This window comes from Mycolicibacterium tusciae (assembly GCF_002086795.1).
GTDB classification, from domain to species: domain Bacteria; phylum Actinomycetota; class Actinomycetes; order Mycobacteriales; family Mycobacteriaceae; genus Mycobacterium; species Mycobacterium tusciae.
In genome coordinates this window covers 1-22,660 of the sequence record NZ_MVIM01000005.1, presented here as the reverse complement: position 1 = coordinate 22,660, position 22,660 = coordinate 1, and the positions used below count along the sequence as shown (strand labels likewise).

The following is a 22,660-nucleotide window of genomic DNA, read 5'->3' as shown; positions in this document are numbered from 1 at the left end:
GAACGCCCCGGCCAGATCGAGATGGCCGAGGCGGTGGCGCATGCCTTCGAAAGCGGCGAACACCTCGCCGTCCAGGCCGGCACCGGTACCGGGAAATCCCTCGCGTACCTGGTTCCCGCGATCGCGCGCGCGGTCGCCACCGACGAGCCGGTCGTCATATCGACGGCGACCATCGCGCTGCAGCGCCAGCTGGTCGATCGGGATCTGCCACGGCTTGCCGAATCGTTGACCGGCGCGCTGCCGCGCAGCCCCGAGTTCGCATTGCTGAAGGGCCGGGGAAACTACCTGTGTCTCAACAAGATTCACAACGGATCGATGACCGAGCCGGATGAACAGCCACAGGACAAGCTGTTCGAGCCGGTTGCGGCGTCAGCCCTCGGCCGCGATGTGCAACGGCTGGTCGCGTGGTCCTCGGATACCGAGACAGGTGATCGCGACGAGCTGACCCCGGGAGTGCCCGACCGGTCGTGGTCACAGGTCAGCGTCTCGGCGCGCGAGTGCATCGGGGTATCCCGCTGCCCGTTCGGCACCGACTGTTTTGCTGAGAAAGCCCGCGACAAGGCCGGCCATGCCGATGTCGTCGTCACCAACCACGCACTGTTGGCCATTGACGCCGTATCGGATGCGGCCGTGCTCCCCGAACACCAACTGCTCGTGGTCGACGAAGCACACGAACTCGTCGACCGCGTCACCGCGGTGGCCGCCGGTGAACTCTCGGCGACGTCGATGGCGGTCGCGAATCGACGTTCTTCTCGGCTGGTCGATCAGGAATTGGCGCAACGGTTGGAGGCCGCCACCGCCACGCTGTCGTCGGTCATCCACGACGCCACGCCGGGACGGATCGACACGCTCGACGACGAGATGGCGACCTACCTGACCGCGCTGCGCGACGCCGCCCACCGGGTTCGATCGGCGATCGACACCAGTCCGAGCGACCCGAAAGCCGCCTCCGCGCGCGCCGAGGCGGTCACCGCGCTGACCGACATGGGAGACACCGCCTCGCGCATCCTGGACTCCTTCGTGCCGGCTATTCCGGACCGCACCGACGTCGTGTGGCTCGATCGAGAGGAGAACCGCGGCAGCACGCGAGTGGTCCTGCGCGTGGCCCCGCTGTCGGTGTCAGGTCTGTTGCGCACCCGACTGTTCGAGCACACGACGACCGTCCTCACCTCGGCCACGTTGACCATCGGCGGCAGGTTCGATGCCATGGCGTCGGCGTGGGGGCTGGCCGGTGACGACGACAAGGTCCGGTGGCGCGGCATCGACGTCGGATCACCGTTCCAGCATGAGAAGTCGGGCATCCTCTACGTCGCCGCACATCTCCCACCACCGGGGCGCGACGGCACCGGATCGGCCGAACAGCTCGACGAGATCGCCGGGCTCATCACCGCCGCGGGCGGCCGCACACTCGGCCTGTTCTCGTCGATGCGCGCCGCGAAGGCCGCCGCTGAGATCATGCGGGACCGTCTGGACACCCCCGTGCTGTGTCAAGGTGATGACACCACGTCGGCGCTGGTGACACGCTTCGCCGACGACGCGGAGACGTCGCTGTTCGGGACCCTGTCGCTCTGGCAGGGCGTCGATGTTCCCGGGCCGTCACTGTCGCTCGTGCTCATCGACCGCATTCCGTTCCCCCGGCCCGACGACCCGCTGCTGACGGCACGCCAGCGCGCGATCGCTTCCCGCGGTGGCAACGGATTCATGGCCGTCGCCGCCAGCCACGCGGCGCTGCTGCTGGCTCAGGGCGCCGGCCGACTCCTGCGGCGCATCGACGATCGCGGCGTGGTCGCGGTACTGGACTCGCGGATGGCCACCGCGCGGTACAGCGGGTTTCTGCGGGCGTCGCTGCCTCCGTTCTGGGCAACCACCGACTCGGTCAGGGTCCGCGGGGCGCTCGAACGCTTACGCGCGGGCTGATTCCTTTCACTATTCTGTCGGCTAATTCCACGTGCGGGCCGCCCGGGCCGCCGGCGGACCCCGAAAGGCGGCGTCAATGCCCCCACGACACCTGGCGGGCGCCGTAGTCGCAATTTCTGCGGCACTGATCATCACGTCGTGCAGCACGACACTGCGGGGCAACGCGGTTTCAGTGTTCGACGATCCCTTCAGCGTCGCCGGTATGCCCGCCACCGAGGGGACGAGCGGGCTGCGACCCGTTCCCGCGGATCCGACTCGGGATGTGCTTGGCACCGACGACGGCGAGATGGACGAACTCGGCCGTCAGGCGATCAGCGATATCGAGGAATTCTGGGAAGCCAGCTATGGCGAATCGTCCGATGGCAGTTTCAAACCGGTGACGGAGCTGATCTCTTGGGACGCAAACGGTTTCGACGACACCGACTTCTGCGGTGACAGCACGTACGGAATCGTGAACGCGGGCTACTGCCTTGACGACCACACCATCGGCTGGGATCGCGGCGAATTCCTGCCTGCGTTGCAGGAGGCCCACGGGGACATGGGCCTGACGATGATGCTCGCGCACGAGTACGGCCACGCCATCCAGTACCAGTCCGGCATGGCCGATGACGACACCGAGACGCTCGTCGCGGAGCAGCAGGCCGACTGCCTGGCCGGGGCGTACATGCGCTGGGTCGCCGAGGACAGATCGCCGCGCTTCACGCTGTCGACCGGAGAAGGCCTGAACAATGTGCTCGCGGCCGTCATCGGCTTCCGCGATCCGTTGCTGAACATCGATGACCCCGAGGTCGGCGTCAACGAACACGGTTCGGCGTTCGAACGGGTGTCGGCCTTCCAGTTCGGATTCACCGACGGCGTGCAGGCCTGCGCTTCGATTGACATGCGAGAGATCGGCCAGCGCCGCGGCGACCTACCCGTGCTGCTGCCCTCGGATCACACCGGAGAATTGGCAATCACCGAAAAGTCCGTGCAGGACATCGTCGGGGCGTTGGACACGTTGTTCAGCCCGAAGAATCCGCCCCAACTGAGCTTCGAAGCCGCCGACTGTCCCGACGTACGACAAAGTCCGCCGGTCTCGTTCTGCCCGGCGAACAACACGATCGTCGTGGACCTCCCCGAACTCGAGGCGATGGGCGCACAGTCGGACAGCGACGACGACTCCGTCAGCCTGGCCACCGGCGACAACACCGCGTATTCGGTCCTGATGTCCCGGTATATGCAGGCCATCCAGCATGAGCACGGTGGCGTGACGCTCGACAACGCCCAGGCCGCGTTGCGCACCGCGTGTTTGACCGGTGTCGCGACCGCCGAGCTGTCGAAGGACAGCAGCACGGCCGGCGGGAACACGATCACTTTGACCGCGGGCGACGTCGATGAAGCAGTATCGGGGATACTCACCAACGGGTTGGCCGCCAGCGATGTCAACGGCGAATCGGTGCCGTCGGGCTTTTCTCGGATCGACGCATTCCGCGTCGGAGTGCTCGGCGATCAGGAGCGCTGCTTCAAGCGGTTCGACTAGATCTTCTTCGTCACGCCGTACCAGGCCAGAACGGCTTCAGACTGCTCAGTTGACCTGGTGAGGAACGCATACGAGCGGATGAACGACTCACCGACGCAACCGTCGATCTTGACGCGGAACTTGCTGACCATCACCCATGGGTCGGCGCCCGTGTACTCCTTCTTCGTCACCGGGATGATGTTGATCAGGCCGGGCTTGAGTCCGACTGTGACACCGGCGCCGAGGTTTCCTCCCAGTCCGGGCAGGACGCCGTCGATCCCCGGAGAGATGACGTCGATGCCGATCAGCCCGATCGACGGGTTCAAGCCCATCGTGCCGGTCAGCGAAACACCATTCGACGTGCTCATGTCGATGCCGCAGCCGATCTCGTAGCCGACCTCCAGGGTTCCGCCGGGGGGCTCCTCCTCGTCCGGACCTCTCAATTCGCCCATGAAGGTTCCGCCGACGACGTACTCCCGCGACGACAACGCCGTCGTCAGCGGCGGGATGGGTGCTTGGGTCTCCTCCCTGGCCGACAGTGTGAGCGTCCACCCGTCGGGCGCTTCGGTCACCGCGGGCGGGGTGGACTCGACGTGTCCCTCGTCGACGGGCGGGGGTGGCGGCACGCCTTCCGGCGGGGCCGCCGCCGCGTCGACCACAACGGGCTGCGGCCCGGGCTGGGGCTGGGCGGCGGCGATTCCGTGCGACGCACTCAGCAGTCCACCGATGGCAAATACCGTGATGCTGCGTCGCAGCACCTCCCCAACCGTCACAGCCGAGCCCTTTCCCAGGCGTCGCAATTGAAACGCACTGACCTCGGACCCTAACCCGACAGCGACAGGTGCCGAGCAGGTGTCGGCGAGATCGTTCGATCCGCGTGCAATCGACAGTCGCTAAAAAGGCATCCGCACCACGAAGCCGCTTTCCAGCGCGACCCATAGCGCGCCCTCGGGACCGATCGCCAGGCCGTGCGGCTCACTGCCCGGCGGGAGATCGATGGTGATGATCTCGCCGTCGGCGCTCACGCGGGCCAGCTGACTAGAGCCCCACAGGCTCACCCACACCCCATCGGCCGGATCAGCGACCACGGCGTGCGGTTTACCCGGCAGGTCGATCTCCTGGATCGCCTCGTCCATCGGGATCCGGCCGAGCCGCTCAGCGAGGATTTCGGTGAACCAGATCGAGTCGTCGTGCGTCATCGCGATACCGACCGGACCTGCTGCGGCAGTGGGTAATTCGCGCACCGTCAGGTCGCCCGACAGTGCCAGCCGGCCGACAGCATTGCGCTGGTTGAGCGTGAACCACAGCGCGTTGTCGGGTCCGGCGACGATCATCGAAGGCGCGCCTGAAACGGGATGCGGGTCAGAAAGCTCGCCGTCGACCGAGATTCGGCGGACCTCGCCCGTCGTCATCGTCGTGAACCACAGTCCGAGGTCGGGTCCGACGGTGATCCCGTAGGGTGCGCTGTCCTCACCCAGCTCGAACTCGGTCAGCTCCCCCGCCGTGCTGATGCGCCCGATGCGGTCGTCGCCGTTGCGGGTGAACCACAGCGCACCGTCCGGTCCCGCGGTGATGATCGACGGCCGGCTGGCGGGCGCGACGGGAAAGACCTCGACGTCACCGCCCGACGACACGCGTGCGATCGCGCCGCGGTGAACGAGCGTCACCCATATCCCACCGTCGGGACCGGCAGCCAACGCATAGGGCCCGCCGTCGATCGCGACCGTGAGGGCAGTCACGCGAGCGTGACGAGTCCGAGTTCGTTGTCGCCGGCCAACAGCGGGTGGTGAGGCAGCACGCGCACGGTGTAACCCACCGGCCCCGCGACCGGCAGCGGTGTTGTCGTCGTGAAGGTCTCGTTGCCGCCGTCGGCGGTGCCGGTGTGCTGCATCGGCACGGTCACCGGCCCCACCAGTGTGTCCCCGGCGTCGACGCGACCCAGTACCGCCTGCACGGACACCTCGTCTGGTGTCAGATCCGCCAGGTCGACCGTGGCGGTCAGCGTCAACTCGGAACCGAGCACCGGAGTGTCCGGCAGCCCATAGCTGTCGACGTCGGTAATCTGGATCTTCGGCCACGCCTCTGCGGCACGTTCCCGGTAGTCTGCCAATTCCCTTGCCGCACCGAACGGTTCACCGTCAGCTCCGGCCTCGACGGTCTTGCGCAGCGATTGGGCGGCTGGTGCGTAGTACTTCTCTGTGTAGTCGCGCACCATCCGCGAGGCCAGCACCTTCGGCCCAAGCGCGATCAACGTGTGGCGCACCATCTCCACCCACCGTTCGGGCACGCCCTGTTCGTTGCGGTCGTAGAACTTGGGGGCGACGGACTTCTCCATCAGGTCGTACAGAGCCGCCGCCTCCAAATCATCGCGCCGACCTTCGTCGGCCAGGCCGTCGGCAGTCGGTATCTCCCAACCGTTTTCGCCGTCATACCACTCATCCCACCAACCATCGCGGATCGACAGGTTCAGTCCGCCGTTGAGTGCGCTCTTCATGCCCGAGGTACCGCACGCTTCCAGCGGCCGCAGCGGATTGTTCAGCCACACGTCGCAGCCCCAATACAATTGGCGCGCCATCGACATGTCGTAGTCGGGCAGGAACGCGATCCGGTGTCGGACTTCTGGCCTGTCGGCGAACTTCACCACCTGCTGTATCAACGCTTTTCCGCCGTCGTCGGCCGGATGCGACTTGCCTGCGACGATCAGCTGCAGCGGCCGATCCTTGTCGAGCAACAGCTTCTCCAGCCGTTCTGGATCGCGCAGCATCAAGGTCAACCGCTTATATGTCGGGACGCGTCGAGCGAACCCGATGGTCAACACATCCGGATCGAATGCCGTTGCGATCCAGCGTAATTCGGCCTCCGACGCGCCACGCTCCAGCCAGGATCGCCGCAGCCGCGCACGAACGTCTTCGACCAGCTTCGCCCGCAACTGGGAACGGATCCACCACATGTGACCTGGATCGACCTCGTGCAGCCGGCCCCACACCTCGGGCTCGCGCAGCATGCCGAGGTCGTCGTTGCCGATGAGTTCGCGGCCCAACTCAAGCCATTCGGGGGCCGCCCAGGTGGGGGCGTGCACACCGTTGGTGATCGAGCCGATCGGCACCTCGCCGGGGTCGAAGCCCGGCCACAACTCGTTGAACATGCCGCGGCTGACCTTGCCGTGCAGCAGGGAGACGCCGTTGGCCCGCTGGGCCAGTCGCAGGCCCATGTGCGCCATGTTGAACTTCGACGGGTCGTCCTCGGCCCCGAACCAGATGATGCGGTCCAGCGAGACTCCGGGCAGCAACCGCGAATTTTCAGCAGACGGGCCGCTCGATCCGTGCTCTTCGCGCGAGCGCTCATCGGGCGGGCTGCCGAAGTACCTCTTGACCATCTCCACCGGAAAGCGGTCGATTCCAGCGGGAACGGGCGTGTGCGTGGTGAACACCGTCGACGAGCGCACCACGGTCAGGGCGGTGTCGAAATCCAGCCCGGCATCGATCAGCTCACGGATGCGCTCGACACCAAGGAACCCGGCGTGCCCCTCGTTCATGTGAAACACCTCGGGCGAAGCCAGCCCCTCGACCTCGATGAAGGCCCGGATCGCGCGGACACCGCCGATGCCGGCGAGGATCTCCTGCTTTATCCGGTGCTCCTGGTCACCGCCGTACAGCCGGTCGGTCACGCCGCGCAGATCGTGGTCGTTCTCCGGAATGTCAGAATCCAACAGCAACAACGGAATTCGGCCGACCTGGGCGATCCAGACGCGGGCGCGCAGTTCGTTGCCCTCGGGCATCGCGATTTCGACCAGCACTGGGTTGTCATCGGCAGTGGTGAGCAGGCGCAGCGGCAGCCCCTGCGGATCCAGCGACGGGTAACTCTCGTGCTGCCAGCCATCGGCGGTCAACGACTGCCGGAAGTAACCCGACCGGTAGAGCAGTCCGACCGCGATCAGCGGCAGACCGAGGTCGGAGGCGGATTTCAGGTGGTCGCCCGCCAGAATGCCCAGACCACCGGAGTAGTTGGGCAGCACCTCGGCGACGCCGAACTCCATCGAGAAGTACGCGATGCCGTTCGGCAGCTGTGCACCGTCCTCGAGTTGCTGCTGGTACCAGAGCGGCCGGGACAGGTAATCGTCCAGCTCGGCGACCAGTTCATCGAGCCGACGGACAAACGATTCGTCGGCGGCGAGCCCGTCGAGCCGTTTGGGGCTGACCTGTCCCAGCAACGCGACCGGATCGCATCCGACCTGCTGCCAGAGCTCTGGGTCGATCGTCGCGAACAAGTCCTGGGTCGGCTTGTCCCATGACCATCGCAGGTTGATCGATAGCCGTTCGAGCGCCTCGATGCGATCGGGCAGATGGGCGCGAACGGTGAACCTTCTCAGAGCTTTCATGGGGCCATCACGCGACTCAACATTACTGATGTTTCGCCGTCCTGCAGGCTGGTATCCATACCGCTTCACCTCCGCCTGGTTGGGCAGCGCACTACCGTGGGTATAGGCGCAACGAGGCGATTGATGAGCTCGGTTAACGCAGCGTGAAGGAGTGGTAGGAAGTGGTCGGTCGGATCGAGATCGATGACGTCGCCCCCGTCGTATCCGGTGGCCGTTTCCCGGCAAAGGCGGTCGTCGGTGAGATCGTGCCGGTGCGCGCGACCGTATGGCGAGAAGGCCATGACGCCGTCGCGGCGACTCTTGTCGTCCGATGCCATGGTTCGGACTATCCGCAGCTCGTCAAGGGACCGGCCGGTGCGAACCCGGTCGCCGCCGAGCCGGTACCCATCGAGACGGTCGTCAATCCGCGTGCGCGCATCACCCGGCATCACCTGCCGATGGCGTTGGGCGTTACGCCGGATGTCTTCCACGGCCAGTTCGCCCCCGACAGCGTCGGGCTGTGGACCTTCCGGGTTGAGGCGTGGAGTGATCCGATCACGACCTGGCGCAAGGCCGTCATCGCGAAGCTGGATGCGGGACAGGGCGAAGAGGAACTGTCCAACGACCTTCTGGTGGGGGCGCGGCTGCTCGAACGGGCTGCCACGGGCATTCCGCGCAAGCTGCGGGACCCGATCATCGAGGCGGCGGAGCTGTTGCGAAAGCCCGGTGACCCGTTCACCAGGGCAGGCGCGGCGCTGGCCGACGAGGTGACCGAGTTGCTCGGTGAGTATCCGCTGCGCGAATTGGTCACGCGCGGAGAGTCATACGGCGTGTGGGTGGATCGTCCGCTGGCCCGCTTCAGTTCCTGGTACGAGTTCTTCCCGCGATCGACCGGCGGGTGGGACAAGAAGGGCAAGCCCGTACACGGGACGTTCGCGACGGCGACCAAGGCCCTTCCCCGCATCGCGGCGATGGGCTTCGACGTGGTATACCTTCCGCCGATTCACCCGATCGGAAAGGTCCATCGCAAGGGCCGCAACAATTCGGTTGCCGCCGCGCCCGGCGACGTGGGCTCACCGTGGGCCATCGGCAGCGACAAGGGCGGCCACGACGCTGTCCATCCCAAGCTGGGCACGATCGAGGACTTCGACGAGTTCGTTTCCGCCACACGCGATCACGGCATGGAGGTCGCACTGGACCTGGCTCTGCAATGCGCACCCGATCACCCGTGGGCGAAAGACCACCCGGAGTGGTTCACCGTACTGCCCGACGGCACCATCGCCTATGCCGAGAATCCGCCCAAGAAGTACCAGGACATCTACCCGATCAACTTCGACGACGACCCCGCGGGAATCTACGAAGAGGTACTGCGTGTGGTCCGGTTCTGGGTGTCGCACGGAGTCAAGGTGTTTCGGGTGGACAACCCGCACACCAAGCCCCCCGATTTCTGGGCGTGGCTGATCGGCCGGGTCAAGAGTGAAGATCCCGACGTGCTGTTCCTTGCCGAGGCCTTCACCCGGCCCGCGCGTCTCTATGGTCTGGCCAAACTCGGCTATACGCAGTCGTACACCTACTTCACTTGGCGCACGGCGAAGTGGGAACTCACCGAATTCGGGGAACAGATCGCCGAGCACGCCGACTACGCGCGCCCCAATCTGTTCGTGAACACGCCGGATATCCTCCACGAGAGCCTGCAGCACGGCGGGCCCGGCATGTTCGCCATCCGCGCGGTGCTCGCCGCCACGATGAGCTCGACCTGGGGCGTGTACTCGGGCTACGAGCTGTACGAGCACCGGCCGGTCCGCGAAGGTAGCGAGGAGTACCTCAACTCCGAGAAGTACGAGTTGAGGCCCCGCGATTTCGAAGCCGCCCTGGCAGACGGTGAATCACTCGAGCCCTTTTTGACGCGGCTCAACGAGATCCGCCGCGTCCATCCCGCGCTGCACCAGCTGCGCACCATCAAGTTCCACCACGTCGACAACGACGCGTTGTTGGCCTACAGCAAGTTCGATCCAGTGACGGGCGATCAGGTGCTGGTGGTGGTGACGCTCAACCCGTTCGGCCCCGAAGAAGCGACGCTCTGGCTCGATATGAGCGCATTGGGGATGGAACTCTACGACCGCTTCTGGGTACGCGACGAAATCACCGGCAACGAATTTCAATGGGGGCAGGCCAATTACGTGCGTCTCGACCCGGTTAACGCCGTGTCGCACGTACTGAACATGCCCCAGGTGCCGGCCGAACACCGACTCAATCTGCTGCGTAGGGAGTGACGAAATGACGCAGACCAATCAACGCACGAGCCCGCATCTGCGGCCGCACACGGCTGATCTGAACCGCCTGCTGGCTGGCGAACACCACGACCCGCATTCGATTCTGGGCGCACATGAGTACGACGGGGATCACACGGTGTTACGGGCGTACAGACCGCACGCCGTCGAGGTGGCGGCCCTCGTGGGTGGCCAACGATATCCGTTCGAGCACGTCGAGGGCGGCCTGTTCGCGGTAGCCCTGCCGATGACCAACCTGGCGGACTACCGACTCGAGGTCAGCTACGGCTCGGGCGACGAGGTGCACACCACCGCCGACGCATATCGGTTCCTGCCGACCCTCGGCGAAATCGACCTGCACCTGTTCGCCGAGGGTCGCCATGAGCGGCTGTGGGAGATCCTGGGCGCCCATCCCCGCAGTTTCACGACGCCCGACGGCGTCGTCGACGGTGTGTCCTTCGCGGTGTGGGCGCCGAATGCCAAGGGCGTCAGCCTGATCGGCGAGTTCAACCATTGGGACGGCAACGAAGCACAGCTGCGCGTGCTCGGCTCGACGGGTGTGTGGGAGCTGTTCTGGCCCGGATTCGAGATCGGCGGCCTGTACAAGTTCCGCGTGCACGGCGCCGACGGCTCGGTGAGTGACCGCGCCGACCCGATGGCGTTCGCCACCGAGGTTCCGCCGCAGACGGCGTCGAAGGTCACCAGGAGCGAATACACCTGGGAAGACCAGGACTGGATGGCCAAGCGAGCGAACGAGAATCCGGTCTTCGAACCGATGAGCACCTACGAGGTGCACCTGATGTCCTGGCGGCCGGGTCTGAGCTATCGCGAATTGGCCACCGAACTCACCGAATACGTGGTCACAAACGGTTTCACCCACGTTGAGTTGATGCCGGTCGCGGAGCATCCGTTCGGCGGCTCGTGGGGTTACCAGGTGACGTCGTACTATGCGCCGACATCACGTCTCGGCACGCCCGACGAGTTCCGCCACGTCGTGGACACGCTGCACCAGGCCGGCATCGGCGTGATCATGGATTGGGTTCCCGCGCACTTCCCGAAGGACGCGTGGGCGCTGGGCCGCTTCGACGGCACCGCATTGTACGAACACTCCGACCCACGGCGCGGCGAGCAACTCGACTGGGGCACTTACGTGTTCGACTTCGGCCGCGCGGAAGTCCGCAACTTCCTCGTCGCCAACGCGCTGTATTGGCTGCAGGAGTACCACATCGACGGCCTGCGCGTGGACGCCGTCGCATCGATGCTCTACCTGGACTACTCGCGGCCCGAGGGCGGCTGGACGCCTAACGTCTACGGTGGCCGCGAGAACCTCGAAGCGGTGCAGTTCCTGCAAGAGATGAACGCCACGGTGCACAAGCTGGCACCCGGCGTCGTCACCGTCGCCGAGGAGTCCACGTCATGGCCGGGCGTGACCCGGCCGACCAACCTTGGCGGCCTTGGCTTCTCGATGAAGTGGAATATGGGCTGGATGAACGACACGTTGGAGTTCATCAAGCGCGATCCCATCCACCGCAGCTACCACCACCACGAGATCACGTTCTCGATGCTGTACGCGTTCAGTGAGAACTTCGTCCTGCCCATCAGCCACGACGAGGTGGTCCACGGTAAGGGCACCTTGTGGGGCCGCATGCCGGGTGACGACCACACCAGAGCCGCTGGGTTGCGCGGCCTGCTGGCCTACCAATGGGCCCACCCCGGGAAGCAATTGCTGTTCATGGGCCAGGAGATCGGTCAGCGCGCCGAGTGGTCCGAGGAGCGAGGTGTCGACTGGTACCAGCTCGACGAGAACAGCTTCTCCACCGGCGTTCAGCGGTTCGTGCACGACATGAACGGCATCTACCGCAGCCGTCGTGCGCTGTGGTCGCAGGACACCAAGCCCGAGGGCTATTCGTGGATCGACGCCAACGACTCGGCCAACAACGTGCTGAGTTTCATGCGGTTCGGCGACGACGGTTCGATGCTGGCGTGCGTGTTCAACTTCTCCGGTTCCGAGCACTCCCGCTATCGGCTCGGGCTGCCGCATGCGGGCACGTGGCGGGAAGTGCTCAACTCTGACGCCGACATCTACAACGGTTCGGGCATCGGCAACTTCGGCGTCGTCGAGGCGAGCGACGAGCCGTGGCACGGCCGTCCGGCATCAGCGGTCATGGTGCTGCCGCCGCTGGCAGCGCTGTGGTTCGAACCCGTGGCCCCGGAGTAGCCCTTCGCGCGAACGGCCGACTCAGTACAACGCGTTGGCCAGTTTGCGCCGGCCCGCGATCACCTCGGGATCGGCCGGATCGAAAAGGTCGAACAGCTCGACCAGCCGGGTCCGCACCTTGGTGCGGTCGTCGTCGGTCTTGCGCTTGAACAACGCGATCAGCCGGTCGAACGCGGCCGCGATGTCCTGCTGCAGAATTTCCACGTCGGCTGCGGCGAATACGGCGTCGATGTCATCGGGTGCGGCGTCGGCCGCAGCCACCGCATCGGGACGATGTGCCGATGCGCGCTGCAGGAACGAGATCTGACGCACCGCACCTTTGGCCTCCGCGTCGTTCGGCCTGGCGTCTAGGATCGCCTGATACGCGGTCCGCGCGGCGTCGAAGTCGCCGGCATCCAGATGCGCCCGCGCCTGGGCCAGTTCGGGATCGACCTGTTCGGGATCCTCACCGGCGCCTCCGCCGCTGAGTTTTCCCGCGGTCGCGTTCAGCAGCGAGTCGATCCATCCGCGCAACTGCTCGGGCGGCTGCATGCCCTGGAAGCTCGAGAGCGGTTGTCCCCCGCCCAATGCCACGACCGTCGGGATCGCCTGGACGCCGAACATCTGCGCTACTCGCGGGACGACGTCGACGTTGACCGTCGCGAGCGACCACTTGCCGCCGTCGGCGGCGGCGAGACTGGCCAGCGCGTCACCCAACTGCACGCTGGCGTCGCTGCGCGGAGACCACAGCAGGACCACGACGGGGACCTGACTGGAGCGGACCAGGACCTCGGCTTCGAGGTTGGCCTCGGTGACCTCTACACCGCCGGACGGTTTGGCGGCACCGCCGCCTGCGGCGGCACCGGCCGGCTGTTTGAGCGCCGAAAGGTCGATCGCGCCTGCCATGGAGGCCGCGACGGGACGTGGACGAGTCACGCCTACAAGTTTGTCACGTCGTTTCGGGAACCGGCTGACCCGGTTGCATGATCGCCGCAGCCGGAACCGCGGCACCCGTTTTGCCGGTCCGATCAGCCCATATGAGGAAGATCACACTGCCCAGCGGCACGATGCTCGCGATCAGCGCCAGCGACCACGTCCCGACCGACCATTTGAACGCGATTCCGGCCAGCAGTGCGGCCGCCACGAAAGCGACGAAGATCAGTCCATGGGCCATGCCGAACACCTTCACGCCGATCTCGGTCGGTGAGCTGGCAAGGTACTTGAAATACATGCCGACCAGCAGGCCGACCCAACTGACGGCCTCGAGCAGAGCAACCAGTCGAAACCACCCAGCAACGGATCGAAGATCAAGAGCGCCTGTCATGGCCGCCATTGTGCCCGAACACCACGCCGATTACTACGTCACGTCGTAGATGTTCAGCCTGCCCGCAGCACCAGGGCGTCGCCCTGGCCCCCGGCGCCGCACAGCGCCGCGACCGCATAACCGGAACCGCGTCGTGACAGCTCGAGGGCGGCGTGCAGGGTGATCCGGGCGCCGGACATACCGATCGGATGCCCGACGGCAATCGCGCCGCCGTTCACATTGACCTTCTCCGGGTCGACGCCCAACTCCCTCATCGACGCGAGCGCCACCGCGGAGAACGCCTCGTTGATCTCGATGACGTCCAGCTGATCGACCGAAATACCCTCGCGGGCAATGGCCTTCTTGATGGCGTTGGCCGGCTGCGACTGCAGGGTCGAATCGGGGCCCGCCACCACACCGTGAGCGCCGATCTCGCACAACCAGGTCAGCCCCATCTCCTGGGCCTTCTCCTTGCTCATCACGACGACTGCTGCCGCGCCGTCGGATATCTGCGACGCCGACCCCGCCGTGATGGTGCCGTCCTTGCGGAACGCCGGCTTGAGTCCGGCCAGGGACTCGGCGGTGGTATTGGCGCGGATGCCCTCGTCCTCGGTGAACTCGATCGGGTCACCCTTGCGCTGCGGGATCTTCACCGGCACGACCTCGTCGGCGAAGACCCCGTCCTTCCATGCCGCCGCCGCCTTTTGGTGCGAACGTGACGCAAACTCGTCCTGCTCGGCCCGGGTGAACTGGTCGGCGTCGTTGCGCTGTTCGGTCAGCGCGCCCATCGGCTGATCGGTGAAGACGTCGTGCAGACCGTCGTAGGCCAAGTGATCGAGAACGGTGACGTCGCCGTACTTGTAGCCCGCGCGACTGTCCATGAGCAGGTGGGGCGCCTTGGTCATCGATTCCTGGCCGCCCGCGACAACGACGTCGAACTCGCCCGCGCGAATCAGTTGATCGGCCAGCGCGATCGCGTCGATTCCGGACAGGCACATCTTGTTGATGGTCAGCGAGGGCACATCCCAGCCGATGCCTGCGGCAACCGCAGCCTGCCTGGCGGGCATTTGCCCGGCACCGGCGGTCAGGACCTGCCCCATGATGACGTAGTCGACGGCCGATGCCGGGATCTTGGCCTTGTCCAGCGCACCTGCGATCGCGACGGCGCCCAGGTCACTACCCGAGAAATCCTTCAGCGAACCCATCAATTTGCCGATTGGCGTACGCGCTCCAGCAACGATCACCGACGTCGTCATTTATTTCCTCCAGGAACTGGGTATTCGTAGATGTGGCACATGACACATTCCGCAAACATCTGTCTCAAGGTTACCGTTACGTGATGACCACTGAACACGTAGACGCACGTCCGGCGCTCGCGAGCGCCCTCGTGACGGCTATCGATCATGTCGGCATCGCGGTCCCCGACCTCGACGCCGCCATCAAGTGGTACCACGACCACCTCGGCATGATCGTTCTGCACGAAGAGATCAACGAGGACCAGGGTGTGCGCGAGGCAATGCTCTCGGTGCGCGGCGCGCCCGTCGGCAGCGCGCAGATTCAGCTCATGGCGCCACTCGACGAGACCTCGACGATCGCGAAGTTCCTCGACAAGCGCGGACCCGGCCTGCAGCAGCTGGCGTATCGCACCAGCGACATCGACGCGCTCAGCGAGCGGCTTCGCGCCGAGGGTATGCGCCTGCTCTATGACGAGCCTCGTCGCGGCACGGCCGATTCACGGATCAACTTCATCCATCCCAAGGATGCCGGCGGCGTCCTCATCGAGCTCGTCGAGCCTGCCGCCAATCACTGACGCCGGCTTCGGAACCGAGTTCGTCACGACCACTTGCGAGTAGGACCCCGGGTGGCCCGGTGTGTCCAGCACGGCGTATGCCAATGACGCCGGTCTTCTGACGCCTGTTCGCCGCGATCTGCCGGCCACACGAGTACATGAGCAGTGCCAGAGCGTATTTCGTGGTCGCATCCGGGGCAGCGGTAGGTCTTCGTCGCCCGCGCGGCCGAAACCGGACGGACTTCGTACTCATATCCGTCCGGCCCTGTCTCGATCCGCCTGCTCTGCGGTAGCGGCGGTACAGCGCGGTGCTTGCGCGGCGATGGACGGCGCCGGGGCATGGGTCAGAAGAGCCGGAACTCGTCGCTGTCCATGCCGCGCATCTGGTCGTAGTCCAAAGTCACGCAACGGATCCCACGGTCGGTCGCCAGCGTGCGAGCCTGGGGCTTGATCTGCTGGGCGGCGAACACTCCCGCGACGGGTGCCAGCACGGTGTCGCGGTTGAGGAGTTCGAGGTAACGGGTGAGCTGCTCGACGCCGTCGATCTCGCCCCGCCGTTTGATCTCGACGGCGACCGAGCCACCCTTCTCGTCGCGACACAGTAAGTCCACCGGCCCGATAGCGGTCATGTACTCGCGGCGCACCAGTGAGTAGCCCGCGCCGAGCAGCTCGACGTGTTCGGCGAGCAGCTCCTGCAGATGGGCTTCGACACCGTCCTTCACCAATCCGGGATCGACACCGAGTTCGTGGCTGGAGTCATGCTCGATGGCCTCTACGGTGATCCGAAGCTGCTCTCCCGCCTTGTTCTCGACCACCCAGACCGGCGTGGGCCCGTCGGGTTCCTCGGTGAGCCAGCAGGGCGGGCTCATCCAGTTGAGCGGCTTGTAGGCGCGATCGTCGGCGTGGACACTGACCGAGCCGTCGGCCTTTATGAGGAGCAGGCGGCGGGCCGACGGCAGATGAGCTGTCAGGCGCCCGACGTAGTCGACGGTGCACTGGGCGATGACGAGACGCACCCGAACCACCTTAAGGGGCCGCAGGGCAACCTAGGCTTTAGCCACGATGACGGCCAACAAGAGCGTTCCGCAGCGGCTGGGCCGTGTCCTCGAGAAGGTGACACGCCAGAGCGGCCGACTGCCGGATACTCCGGAATTCGGCTCGTGGCTGCTGGGCAAGCCTTCGGAAAGTCAGCTACGCCGCCGGATTCGTATCCAGCTGATCCTCACGTTCTTCATCTTGCTCACGAACATGCTCGGCATCGGCGTCGCGCTGCTGATGATCGCGGTCGCCATCCCGGTCCCCAGCATCTTCAGCGACGCACCCGCATGGCTGACGTGGGCCGTGGCGCCCGGATACATGGCCTTCGCCCTGATCGTCGGCACCGCATGGATCACCTCACGGATCGTCAACTCGCTGCGGTGGGCGATCGAAGAGCGCCCACCGACCCGGGCCGATCAGCGCAACGTCTTCTTCGCGCCCTGGCGGGTGGCGAAGATGCTGCTGTTCCTGTGGGGCGTCGGCGCAGTACTGCTGACGACCTGGTACGGCATCTATGACACCGCGTTCATTCCGCGCTTCCTCTTGGCGGTGGGTTTCTGCGGCATCGTCGTCGCCACCGGGTGTTACCTGATCACGGAGTTCGCACTGCGACCCGTCGCCGCCCAGGCCCTCGAGGCCGGTCGTCCACCACGCCGGTTGGCACACGGCGTGATGGGCCGCATGATGACCGTCTGGTTGACCAGCTCCGGCGTGCCGGTGCTCGGCATCCTCCTGCTCGCGGTCTTCGCGCTGTCACTACAGAATCTCTCGGCCACCCAGGTCGCGGTCGCCGTGGGCATTCTGGCGGTGGTGGCGTTGACCTTCGGCTGGGTTCTCATGCTGCTGTTGTCGTGGCTCACGGCGACGCCGGTACGGGTGGTGCGTGCCGCCCTGCAGCGGGTGGAGCAGGGGAATCTGGACACGAATCTGGTGGTGTTCGACGGCACCGAGCTCGGCGAATTGCAACGCGGTTTCAACTCGATGGTCGAAGGCCTCAAGGAGCGGGAACGCGTGCGAGACCTTTTCGGTCGGCACGTGGGCCGCGAGGTTGCCGCCGCGGCCGAGAAGGAACGGCCGAAATTAGGCGGCGAAGAACGGCACGTCGCGGTGATCTTTGTTGACATCATCGGCTCGACACAGCTGGTAACCGGTAGGCCCGCAACCGAAGTCGTCGATCTGCTCAATCGGTTCTTCGCGGTGATCGTGGAGGAAGTCGATCGCCACCACGGTTTCGTGAACAAATTCGAGGGCGACGCGGCCCTCGCCGTCTTCGGTGCCCCCGTTCACCTCGACAGCCCGGAGGAGGAAGCCCTCGCCGCCGCACGGGCGATCGCGCGGCGCATCCGTGACGAGGTACCCGAATGTGAAGCCGGCATCGGCGTTGCGGCCGGTCAGGCCGTCGCCGGAAATGTCGGCGCCAAGGAGCGCTTCGAGTACACCGTGATCGGTGAGCCGGTCAACGAGGCTGCACGGCTCTGCGAGCTGGCGAAGGACTCACCCGGTCACCTGCTCGCGTCCTCTGATGCGGTCTCGAACGTCGGCGAGGCAGAACGTGCGCACTGGACGCTCGGCGATTCGGTGACGCTGCGTGGCCACGACGAACCGACCCGGCTGGCGCTTCCGGTCTGAGCATCAGGCTGCGCTCTTCGTCACATCGACGGCGTGGTAACTGATACCGGGCGTTACAGTAATTAGAATCGTGGGTGTGGACGGTTCGATTGCCCCCGAGGGTCTGTTGAGGATCGAGGACTGTCTCGATGCCGACGGCGGCATCGTGCTGCCACCCGGTACGACCCTGATATCGCTGATCGATCGCAACATCGCCAGCGTCGGCGGCACCGTCGCCTACCGCTATCTGGATTTCGCCGGCTCGGCCGACGGACGCTCGACCGAATTGACCTGGACGCAGCTGGGCCGTCGAATGCAGGCGATAGGCGCGCACGTCCAGAGGGTCGCGTCGCGGGGTGACCGCGTGGCGATCCTGGCCCCGCAGGGCCTCGACTACGTCGCGGCATTCTTCGCCGCAGTGAAAGCGGGGACGGTCGCGGTGCCGTTGTTCGCCCCCGAACTCCAGGGGCACGCCGAACGTCTCGAAACGGCACTGACAGACGCCCGTCCGTCGGCGATCCTGACGACCGCCGCGGCGGCCGGCACCGTGCGCGACTTCCTCGCGGGCTTCGCTCTCGTGCCCGATGTGCCGATCATCGCAGTCGATGACGTTCCGGACTCGGCCGCCGAGACGTTCGTTCCCGTCGACCTCGACGTCGATGACGTCTCACACCTGCAATACACCTCGGGCTCGACGAGGCCGCCGGTCGGGGTGGAGATCACCCACCGCGCGGTCGGGACGAATCTGCTGCAGATGATCTTGTCCATCGATCTGCTCGACCGAAACACCCACGGCGTCAGCTGGTTACCGTTGTACCACGACATGGGGTTGTCGATGATCGGCTTCCCGGCGGTATACGGCGGCCACTCCACGCTGATGTCGCCGACCGCGTTCATTCGTCGCCCGCAGCGCTGGATCCGGGCGTTGTCGGACGGATCCCGGGAGGGACGAGTGGTCACCGCGGCGCCGAACTTCGCCTACGAGTACACCGCGCAGCGCGGCGTGCCCGCGACGGGCGAGGACGTCGATCTCGCCAACGTGGTGATGATCATCGGGTCCGAACCGGTCAGCATCGACGCGATCACGGCGTTCAACGATGCGTTCGCGCCATTCGGGTTGCCGGCCACGGCGATCAAGCCGTCGTACGGAATCGCCGAAGCGACGCTCTTCGTGTCGACCATCGCCCCTTCCGCCCGTGCCACGGTTACATATTTCGACCGACGTCGGCTGTCCGAAGGTGCCGCGGTGCGGGTCGCGGCGGATGCGGACAACGCGATCGCACAGGTGTCGTGTGGCCAGATCGCTCGCAGCCAGTGGGCAGTCATCGTCGAACCCGAAGCGCACACCGAACTGGCCGACGGCCAGGTGGGCGAGATCTGGCTGCACGGAGACAACACCGCTCGGCGGTACTGGGGGCAGCCCGAGGCGTCGCGGCTGACGTTCGACGCCACGTTACGGTCACGCCTGCTGCCGCGGAGTCACGCCGATGGTGCGCCGATCGACGGGAGATGGTTGCGCACAGGCGATCTCGGGGTCTACCTAGGTGGCGAGCTATATGTCACCGGCAGACGTGCGGACGTGATCCGCGTCGACGGGCTCCACCACTACCCGCAGGACGTCGAGGCGACCGCGCAGTCCGCTGCGCCGATGGTGCGCCGGGGGTACGTCGCGGCATTTGCCACCGACTCCGGCGTCGTCATCGTCGCCGAACGTGCGTCCGGCACCCGCGGCACCGATCCCGATATCGCGGCCGAGGCGATCCGCGCGGCCGTCACGCACATCCACGGACTCTCGATTGCGGACGTCCGATTCGTACCGGCGGGCGCGATTCCGCGCACGACGAGCGGCAAGGTGGCCCGCCGTGCATGCCGTGCCGAGTATCTCAGCGGCGCACTACGGGGGTAGTCGACCGGTCAGCTCTCGCTTCCGCCTACTTCTGCGGACAGCGGCGGCGGCAACGGCGTTGTGGGCGTCGATGTCTCAGCCGGCGCCGGCGATCCGCCCACGCCGGATTGCTGCGGAGAGTTGAAGTCCACCATCGTCTCGTCGCGGATCACCTCGTTGCCCGCGCTGACGACCAACGAGTCTTCGGTCACCCAATAGGTGATGCCATGGTTTTCGGCGGTGTACCCGTCGGTGGACTTGGCCGCGGGGACTATCAGTTTGGCGCCGTCGCTCAATCGCACCCCGCGATATTCGTACTCGCCGTCGGATTCGCAGATGGCCACCCGAGACGTTGCGGTGCTGCCGAAGACGACGGCCTGACTCGACGAGGGGCAGCGAGCGGTCGAGTCGATGTAGCCCTGATCATCTGCGGTGGGCGCCGCGGTAGCCTGCGCCAATCCGATGATGGCCAGCGTTGAGCACGCCGCCGCACCGGCGGCCAGGCGAAGGGCTGTCAGCCCGGGAGTCGACATCACTCCATCCACGAGAGCACGATCTCGTCGGCAATGCGAGGACAGATGCCGACATTTGACGAGATCGTTAGCGCCTCGACATCGGCGCCCCACGACGATGTCGGTTTTCCGCCAGTGATGTCGGTGGGCACGTGTAACTGTTGACCTGTGCACGAAGATTTCGACCGCTGTTACCGAGCCGTCCAGTCCAAGGACGCGCGGTTCGACGGCTGGTTCGTCACCGCGGTGCTGACCACGAAGATCTACTGCAGGCCCAGCTGTCCGGTGCGGCCGCCGTACGCCCGCAACATGCGGTTCTACCCCACTGCCGCCGCCGCTCAGAAAGCCGGCTTCCGCGCCTGCAAGCGATGCCGGCCAGACGCCTCACCGGGGTCGCCGGAGTGGAATGTGCGTGGCGACGTTGTCGCGCGGGCGATGCGACTCATCACGGATGGCACAGTCGACCGTGAAGGCGTCGCAGGCCTGGCTGCCCGCGTCGGATACACCACGCGTCAGCTCGAACGGCTGCTGCAGGCAGAGGTTGGGGCGAATCCTCTTGCGCTGGCTCGAGCGCAGCGCGCGCAGACCGCCCGCGTGCTGATCGAAACGACCGAATTGCCGTTCAGTGACGTCGCATTCGCGGCGGGCTTCTCCAGCATCCGCCAGTTCAACGACACGGTGCGTGCGGTATGCGACCTGACGCCGACCGCGTTGCGACAGCGGGCACGTTCGAGGTTCGGTCGCGGGGAGGGCGCGACGGGCGTGTTGTCCCTGCGGCTGCCGGTGCGCATGCCCTTCGCATACGAGGGGCTGTTCGGCCACGTGGCGGCGAGCGCGGTGCCGGGCGTCGAGGAGGTGCGTGCGGGCAGCTACCGGCGGACGCTGAGATTGGCGAATGGCAATGGAATCGTCAGTCTCACACCACAACCCGATCATGTGAAGTGCGAGATCAGGTTGGACGACTTTCGGGACCTCGCCGCGGCGATAGCACGATGCCGGCGCCTGCTCGACCTGGACGCGGATCCGGAGGCGGTCGTCGACGCGCTCGGCGCCGATCCGGACCTCGGTGCGTTGGTCGCCAAGGCGCCGGGGCAGCGAATTCCGCGGACAGTCGACGAGCAGGAGTTGGCACTGCGGGTGGTGCTCGGCCAGCAGGTGTCCGTCAAGGCCGCACGCACCCACGCCGCCCGTCTCGTGACGGCCTACGGTCAGCCCGTCGCCGATGCGGATGGCGGTCTCACGCATGTGTTCCCCGCGGTCGAGGATCTCGCTGAGATCGACCCGGCGCACCTGGCCTTTCCTAAGTCCCGCCAACGGACGCTGACCACGCTGATCAAGGCGCTGGCCACGCGGGAGGTGGTGCTCGACGCAGGATGCGACTGGGATCGTGCGCGGGCGCAACTCCTGGAACTGCCCGGCATCGGACCATGGACCGCCGAGGTCATCGCGATGCGCGGCCTCGGCGACCCAGACGCCTTTCCCTCCAGTGACCTCGGAGTGCGGATCGCGGCACAGCAGTTGGGCATACCGACAGAGGCGCGTCCGCTCACCGAACACAGCATGCAATGGCGACCGTGGCGGTCCTATGCCACCCAGCATTTGTGGACAGCACTGGATCACGCGGTCAACGAATGGCCGCCGAAGGAGAAGTGATGGATACCCTGCAATTTCGCGCCATCGATAGTCCCGTCGGCCAGCTCACCCTGGCAGGCAGGGGCGGACGGTTGCGGCACTTGCGGATGGTCGATCAGACCTATGAGCCCAGCCGCGACGGATGGGAAAACGACGACACGGCGTTCCCCGATGCCGTCGAGCAGCTGGAGGCTTACTTCGCCCGGCAGAGAACCGATTTCGACCTGAGCCTCGATCTCATCGGCACCGAGTTCCAGCGACGGGTGTGGGCTGCCCTGCTCACGATTCCTTATGGCGAGACTCGGACCTACGGCGAGATCGCAAGGCAGATCGGCGCACCCGGAGCGTTTCGGGCGGTCGGTCTGGCCAATGGCCACAACCCGATCGGCATCATCGTGCCCTGCCACCGGGTAATTGGATCCAACGGCAGTCTCACCGGATACGGCGGCGGATTGGAGCGCAAGCGCGCACTGCTCGACATGGAGAAGGCCCACAAAGGTACGGCGCAGACGTTGTTCTAGCTCAAACTACCCGACAAATGCCTATGCCCCCCAACAGAATTGGGGGGCATAGGGCTTAATTTGTGTTCGGCGGTGTCCTACTTTTCCACCCGGGTTGGGTAGTATCATCGGCGCTGGCAGGCTTAGCTTCCGG

18 protein-coding genes are annotated in these 22,660 nt (G+C 65.8%); 9 read left to right on the top strand and 9 right to left on the bottom strand.

All coding sequences use genetic code 11. The features are described 5' to 3' along the window. Positions 1-21: 21 nt before the first annotated feature. Complete coding sequence (locus BST47_RS10885; protein WP_272937634.1) at positions 22-1,917, top strand: ATP-dependent DNA helicase; 1,896 nt, start codon at positions 22-24, stop codon at positions 1,915-1,917. A 76-nt stretch (positions 1,918-1,993) separates the two neighbouring features. Further along, the gene (locus BST47_RS10880; RefSeq protein ID WP_083125567.1) at positions 1,994-3,436 is read left to right on the top strand and encodes a neutral zinc metallopeptidase; all 1,443 of its coding nucleotides are present in this window, start codon (positions 1,994-1,996) and stop codon (positions 3,434-3,436) included. On the opposite strand, the gene BST47_RS10875 is transcribed toward BST47_RS10880, so the two are convergent. The 3 genes from BST47_RS10875 to BST47_RS10865 form a co-directional block, all read right to left on the bottom strand. Then, positions 3,433-4,188 carry an MspA family porin gene (locus BST47_RS10875; protein ID WP_234809659.1) on the bottom strand — a complete coding sequence of 252 codons (756 nt, stop codon included), beginning with the start codon at positions 4,186-4,188 and terminating at the stop codon, positions 3,433-3,435. The two genes, BST47_RS10880 and BST47_RS10875, sit on opposite strands and share 4 nt — an antisense overlap. A 120-nt stretch (positions 4,189-4,308) precedes the next feature. Beyond that, positions 4,309-5,154, bottom strand: a complete 846-nt coding sequence (locus BST47_RS10870) for a virginiamycin B lyase family protein (RefSeq protein WP_083125566.1) — start codon at positions 5,152-5,154, stop codon at positions 4,309-4,311. Next, positions 5,151-7,793, bottom strand: a complete 2,643-nt coding sequence (locus BST47_RS10865; RefSeq protein WP_083125565.1) for a glycosyltransferase family 1 protein — start codon at positions 7,791-7,793, stop codon at positions 5,151-5,153. Before BST47_RS10865 ends, BST47_RS10870 begins: the two co-directional genes overlap by 4 nt. 161 nt (positions 7,794-7,954) lie before the next feature. Between BST47_RS10865 and BST47_RS10860 the strand changes: the two genes are divergently transcribed. Together BST47_RS10860 and glgB are read left to right on the top strand one after the other, a co-directional pair. Further along, positions 7,955-10,045 (top strand): alpha-1,4-glucan--maltose-1-phosphate maltosyltransferase, encoded by a 2,091-nt coding sequence (locus tag BST47_RS10860; RefSeq protein ID WP_083125564.1) that lies wholly within the window; start codon positions 7,955-7,957, stop codon positions 10,043-10,045. 4 nt (positions 10,046-10,049) lie between these two features. Further along, the gene (gene glgB / locus BST47_RS10855; RefSeq protein WP_083125563.1) at positions 10,050-12,260 is read left to right on the top strand and encodes a 1,4-alpha-glucan branching protein GlgB; all 2,211 of its coding nucleotides are present in this window, start codon (positions 10,050-10,052) and stop codon (positions 12,258-12,260) included. A gap of 21 nt (positions 12,261-12,281) precedes the next feature. Here the strand turns inward: glgB and BST47_RS10850 are convergent, their stop codons facing one another. The 3 genes from BST47_RS10850 to BST47_RS10840 are packed head-to-tail and all read right to left on the bottom strand — an operon-like array spanning position 12,282 to position 14,798. After that, on the bottom strand, positions 12,282-13,175 hold the full coding sequence (locus tag BST47_RS10850; protein ID WP_207568586.1) for a co-chaperone YbbN: 894 nt from the start codon (positions 13,173-13,175) through the stop codon (positions 12,282-12,284). Positions 13,176-13,188: 13 nt separating this feature from the next. Next, positions 13,189-13,572 (bottom strand): DUF3817 domain-containing protein, encoded by a 384-nt coding sequence (locus tag BST47_RS10845; protein WP_083125561.1) that lies wholly within the window; start codon positions 13,570-13,572, stop codon positions 13,189-13,191. A 44-nt stretch (positions 13,573-13,616) separates the two neighbouring features. Beyond that, complete coding sequence (locus tag BST47_RS10840) at positions 13,617-14,798, bottom strand: acetyl-CoA C-acetyltransferase (protein WP_083125560.1); 1,182 nt, start codon at positions 14,796-14,798, stop codon at positions 13,617-13,619. 83 nt (positions 14,799-14,881) lie between these two features. Here BST47_RS10840 and mce point away from each other — a divergent pair, with 83 nt between their 5' ends. After that, entirely contained in the window at positions 14,882-15,352 is a 471-nt protein-coding gene (gene mce / locus BST47_RS10835) for a methylmalonyl-CoA epimerase (RefSeq protein WP_083125841.1), read from the top strand. Positions 15,353-15,375: 23 nt separating this feature from the next. On the opposite strand, the gene BST47_RS10830 is transcribed toward mce, so the two are convergent. Both BST47_RS10830 and nucS read right to left on the bottom strand, forming a co-directional pair. After that, positions 15,376-15,672 (bottom strand): Rv1322 family protein, encoded by a 297-nt coding sequence (locus tag BST47_RS10830; RefSeq protein WP_083125559.1) that lies wholly within the window; start codon positions 15,670-15,672, stop codon positions 15,376-15,378. A gap of 3 nt (positions 15,673-15,675) precedes the next feature. Then, positions 15,676-16,347 carry an endonuclease NucS gene (gene nucS / locus BST47_RS10825; RefSeq protein WP_083125558.1) on the bottom strand — a complete coding sequence of 224 codons (672 nt, stop codon included), beginning with the start codon at positions 16,345-16,347 and terminating at the stop codon, positions 15,676-15,678. Between the two features lie 46 nt (positions 16,348-16,393). Here nucS and BST47_RS10820 point away from each other — a divergent pair, with 46 nt between their 5' ends. Continuing rightward, a complete protein-coding gene (locus BST47_RS10820; RefSeq protein ID WP_083125557.1) occupies positions 16,394-17,998 on the top strand; it encodes an adenylate/guanylate cyclase domain-containing protein in 1,605 nt (534 codons plus the stop codon). Positions 17,999-18,074: 76 nt separating this feature from the next. Beyond that, positions 18,075-19,883 (top strand): fatty acyl-AMP ligase, encoded by a 1,809-nt coding sequence (locus BST47_RS10815; RefSeq protein ID WP_083125556.1) that lies wholly within the window; start codon positions 18,075-18,077, stop codon positions 19,881-19,883. A gap of 8 nt (positions 19,884-19,891) precedes the next feature. Here the strand turns inward: BST47_RS10815 and BST47_RS10810 are convergent, their stop codons facing one another. Then, the gene (locus tag BST47_RS10810; RefSeq protein ID WP_083125555.1) at positions 19,892-20,395 is read right to left on the bottom strand and encodes a hypothetical protein; all 504 of its coding nucleotides are present in this window, start codon (positions 20,393-20,395) and stop codon (positions 19,892-19,894) included. Positions 20,396-20,542: 147 nt separating this feature from the next. Between BST47_RS10810 and BST47_RS10805 the strand changes: the two genes are divergently transcribed. Next, a complete protein-coding gene (locus BST47_RS10805) occupies positions 20,543-22,027 on the top strand; it encodes a DNA-3-methyladenine glycosylase 2 family protein (RefSeq protein ID WP_083125554.1) in 1,485 nt (494 codons plus the stop codon). Continuing rightward, on the top strand, positions 22,027-22,527 hold the full coding sequence (locus tag BST47_RS10800) for a methylated-DNA--[protein]-cysteine S-methyltransferase (RefSeq protein WP_083125840.1): 501 nt from the start codon (positions 22,027-22,029) through the stop codon (positions 22,525-22,527). The genes BST47_RS10805 and BST47_RS10800 overlap by 1 nt, the downstream gene beginning before the upstream one ends. Positions 22,528-22,660: the final 133 nt, after the last annotated feature.

What these genes read in the sequence shown, in the direction of transcription:
- BST47_RS10810 (WP_083125555.1), bottom strand. Translation starts at nt 20,395, where the DNA reads ATGTCGACTCCCGGGCTGACAGCCCTTCGCCTGGCCGCCGGTGCGGCG.
- BST47_RS10865 (WP_083125565.1), bottom strand. Translation starts at nt 7,793, where the DNA reads ATGAAAGCTCTGAGAAGGTTCACCGTTCGCGCCCATCTGCCCGATCGC.
- BST47_RS10840 (WP_083125560.1), bottom strand. Translation starts at nt 14,798, where the DNA reads ATGACGACGTCGGTGATCGTTGCTGGAGCGCGTACGCCAATCGGCAAA.
- mce (WP_083125841.1), top strand. Translation starts at nt 14,882, where the DNA reads ATGACCACTGAACACGTAGACGCACGTCCGGCGCTCGCGAGCGCCCTC.
- glgB (WP_083125563.1), top strand. Translation starts at nt 10,050, where the DNA reads ATGACGCAGACCAATCAACGCACGAGCCCGCATCTGCGGCCGCACACG.
- BST47_RS10800 (WP_083125840.1), top strand. Translation starts at nt 22,027, where the DNA reads ATGGATACCCTGCAATTTCGCGCCATCGATAGTCCCGTCGGCCAGCTC.
- BST47_RS10845 (WP_083125561.1), bottom strand. Translation starts at nt 13,572, where the DNA reads ATGGCGGCCATGACAGGCGCTCTTGATCTTCGATCCGTTGCTGGGTGG.
- BST47_RS10885 (WP_272937634.1), top strand. Translation starts at nt 22, where the DNA reads ATGGCCGAGGCGGTGGCGCATGCCTTCGAAAGCGGCGAACACCTCGCC.
- BST47_RS10830 (WP_083125559.1), bottom strand. Translation starts at nt 15,672, where the DNA reads ATGCCCCGGCGCCGTCCATCGCCGCGCAAGCACCGCGCTGTACCGCCG.
- BST47_RS10880 (WP_083125567.1), top strand. Translation starts at nt 1,994, where the DNA reads ATGCCCCCACGACACCTGGCGGGCGCCGTAGTCGCAATTTCTGCGGCA.
- BST47_RS10820 (WP_083125557.1), top strand. Translation starts at nt 16,394, where the DNA reads ATGACGGCCAACAAGAGCGTTCCGCAGCGGCTGGGCCGTGTCCTCGAG.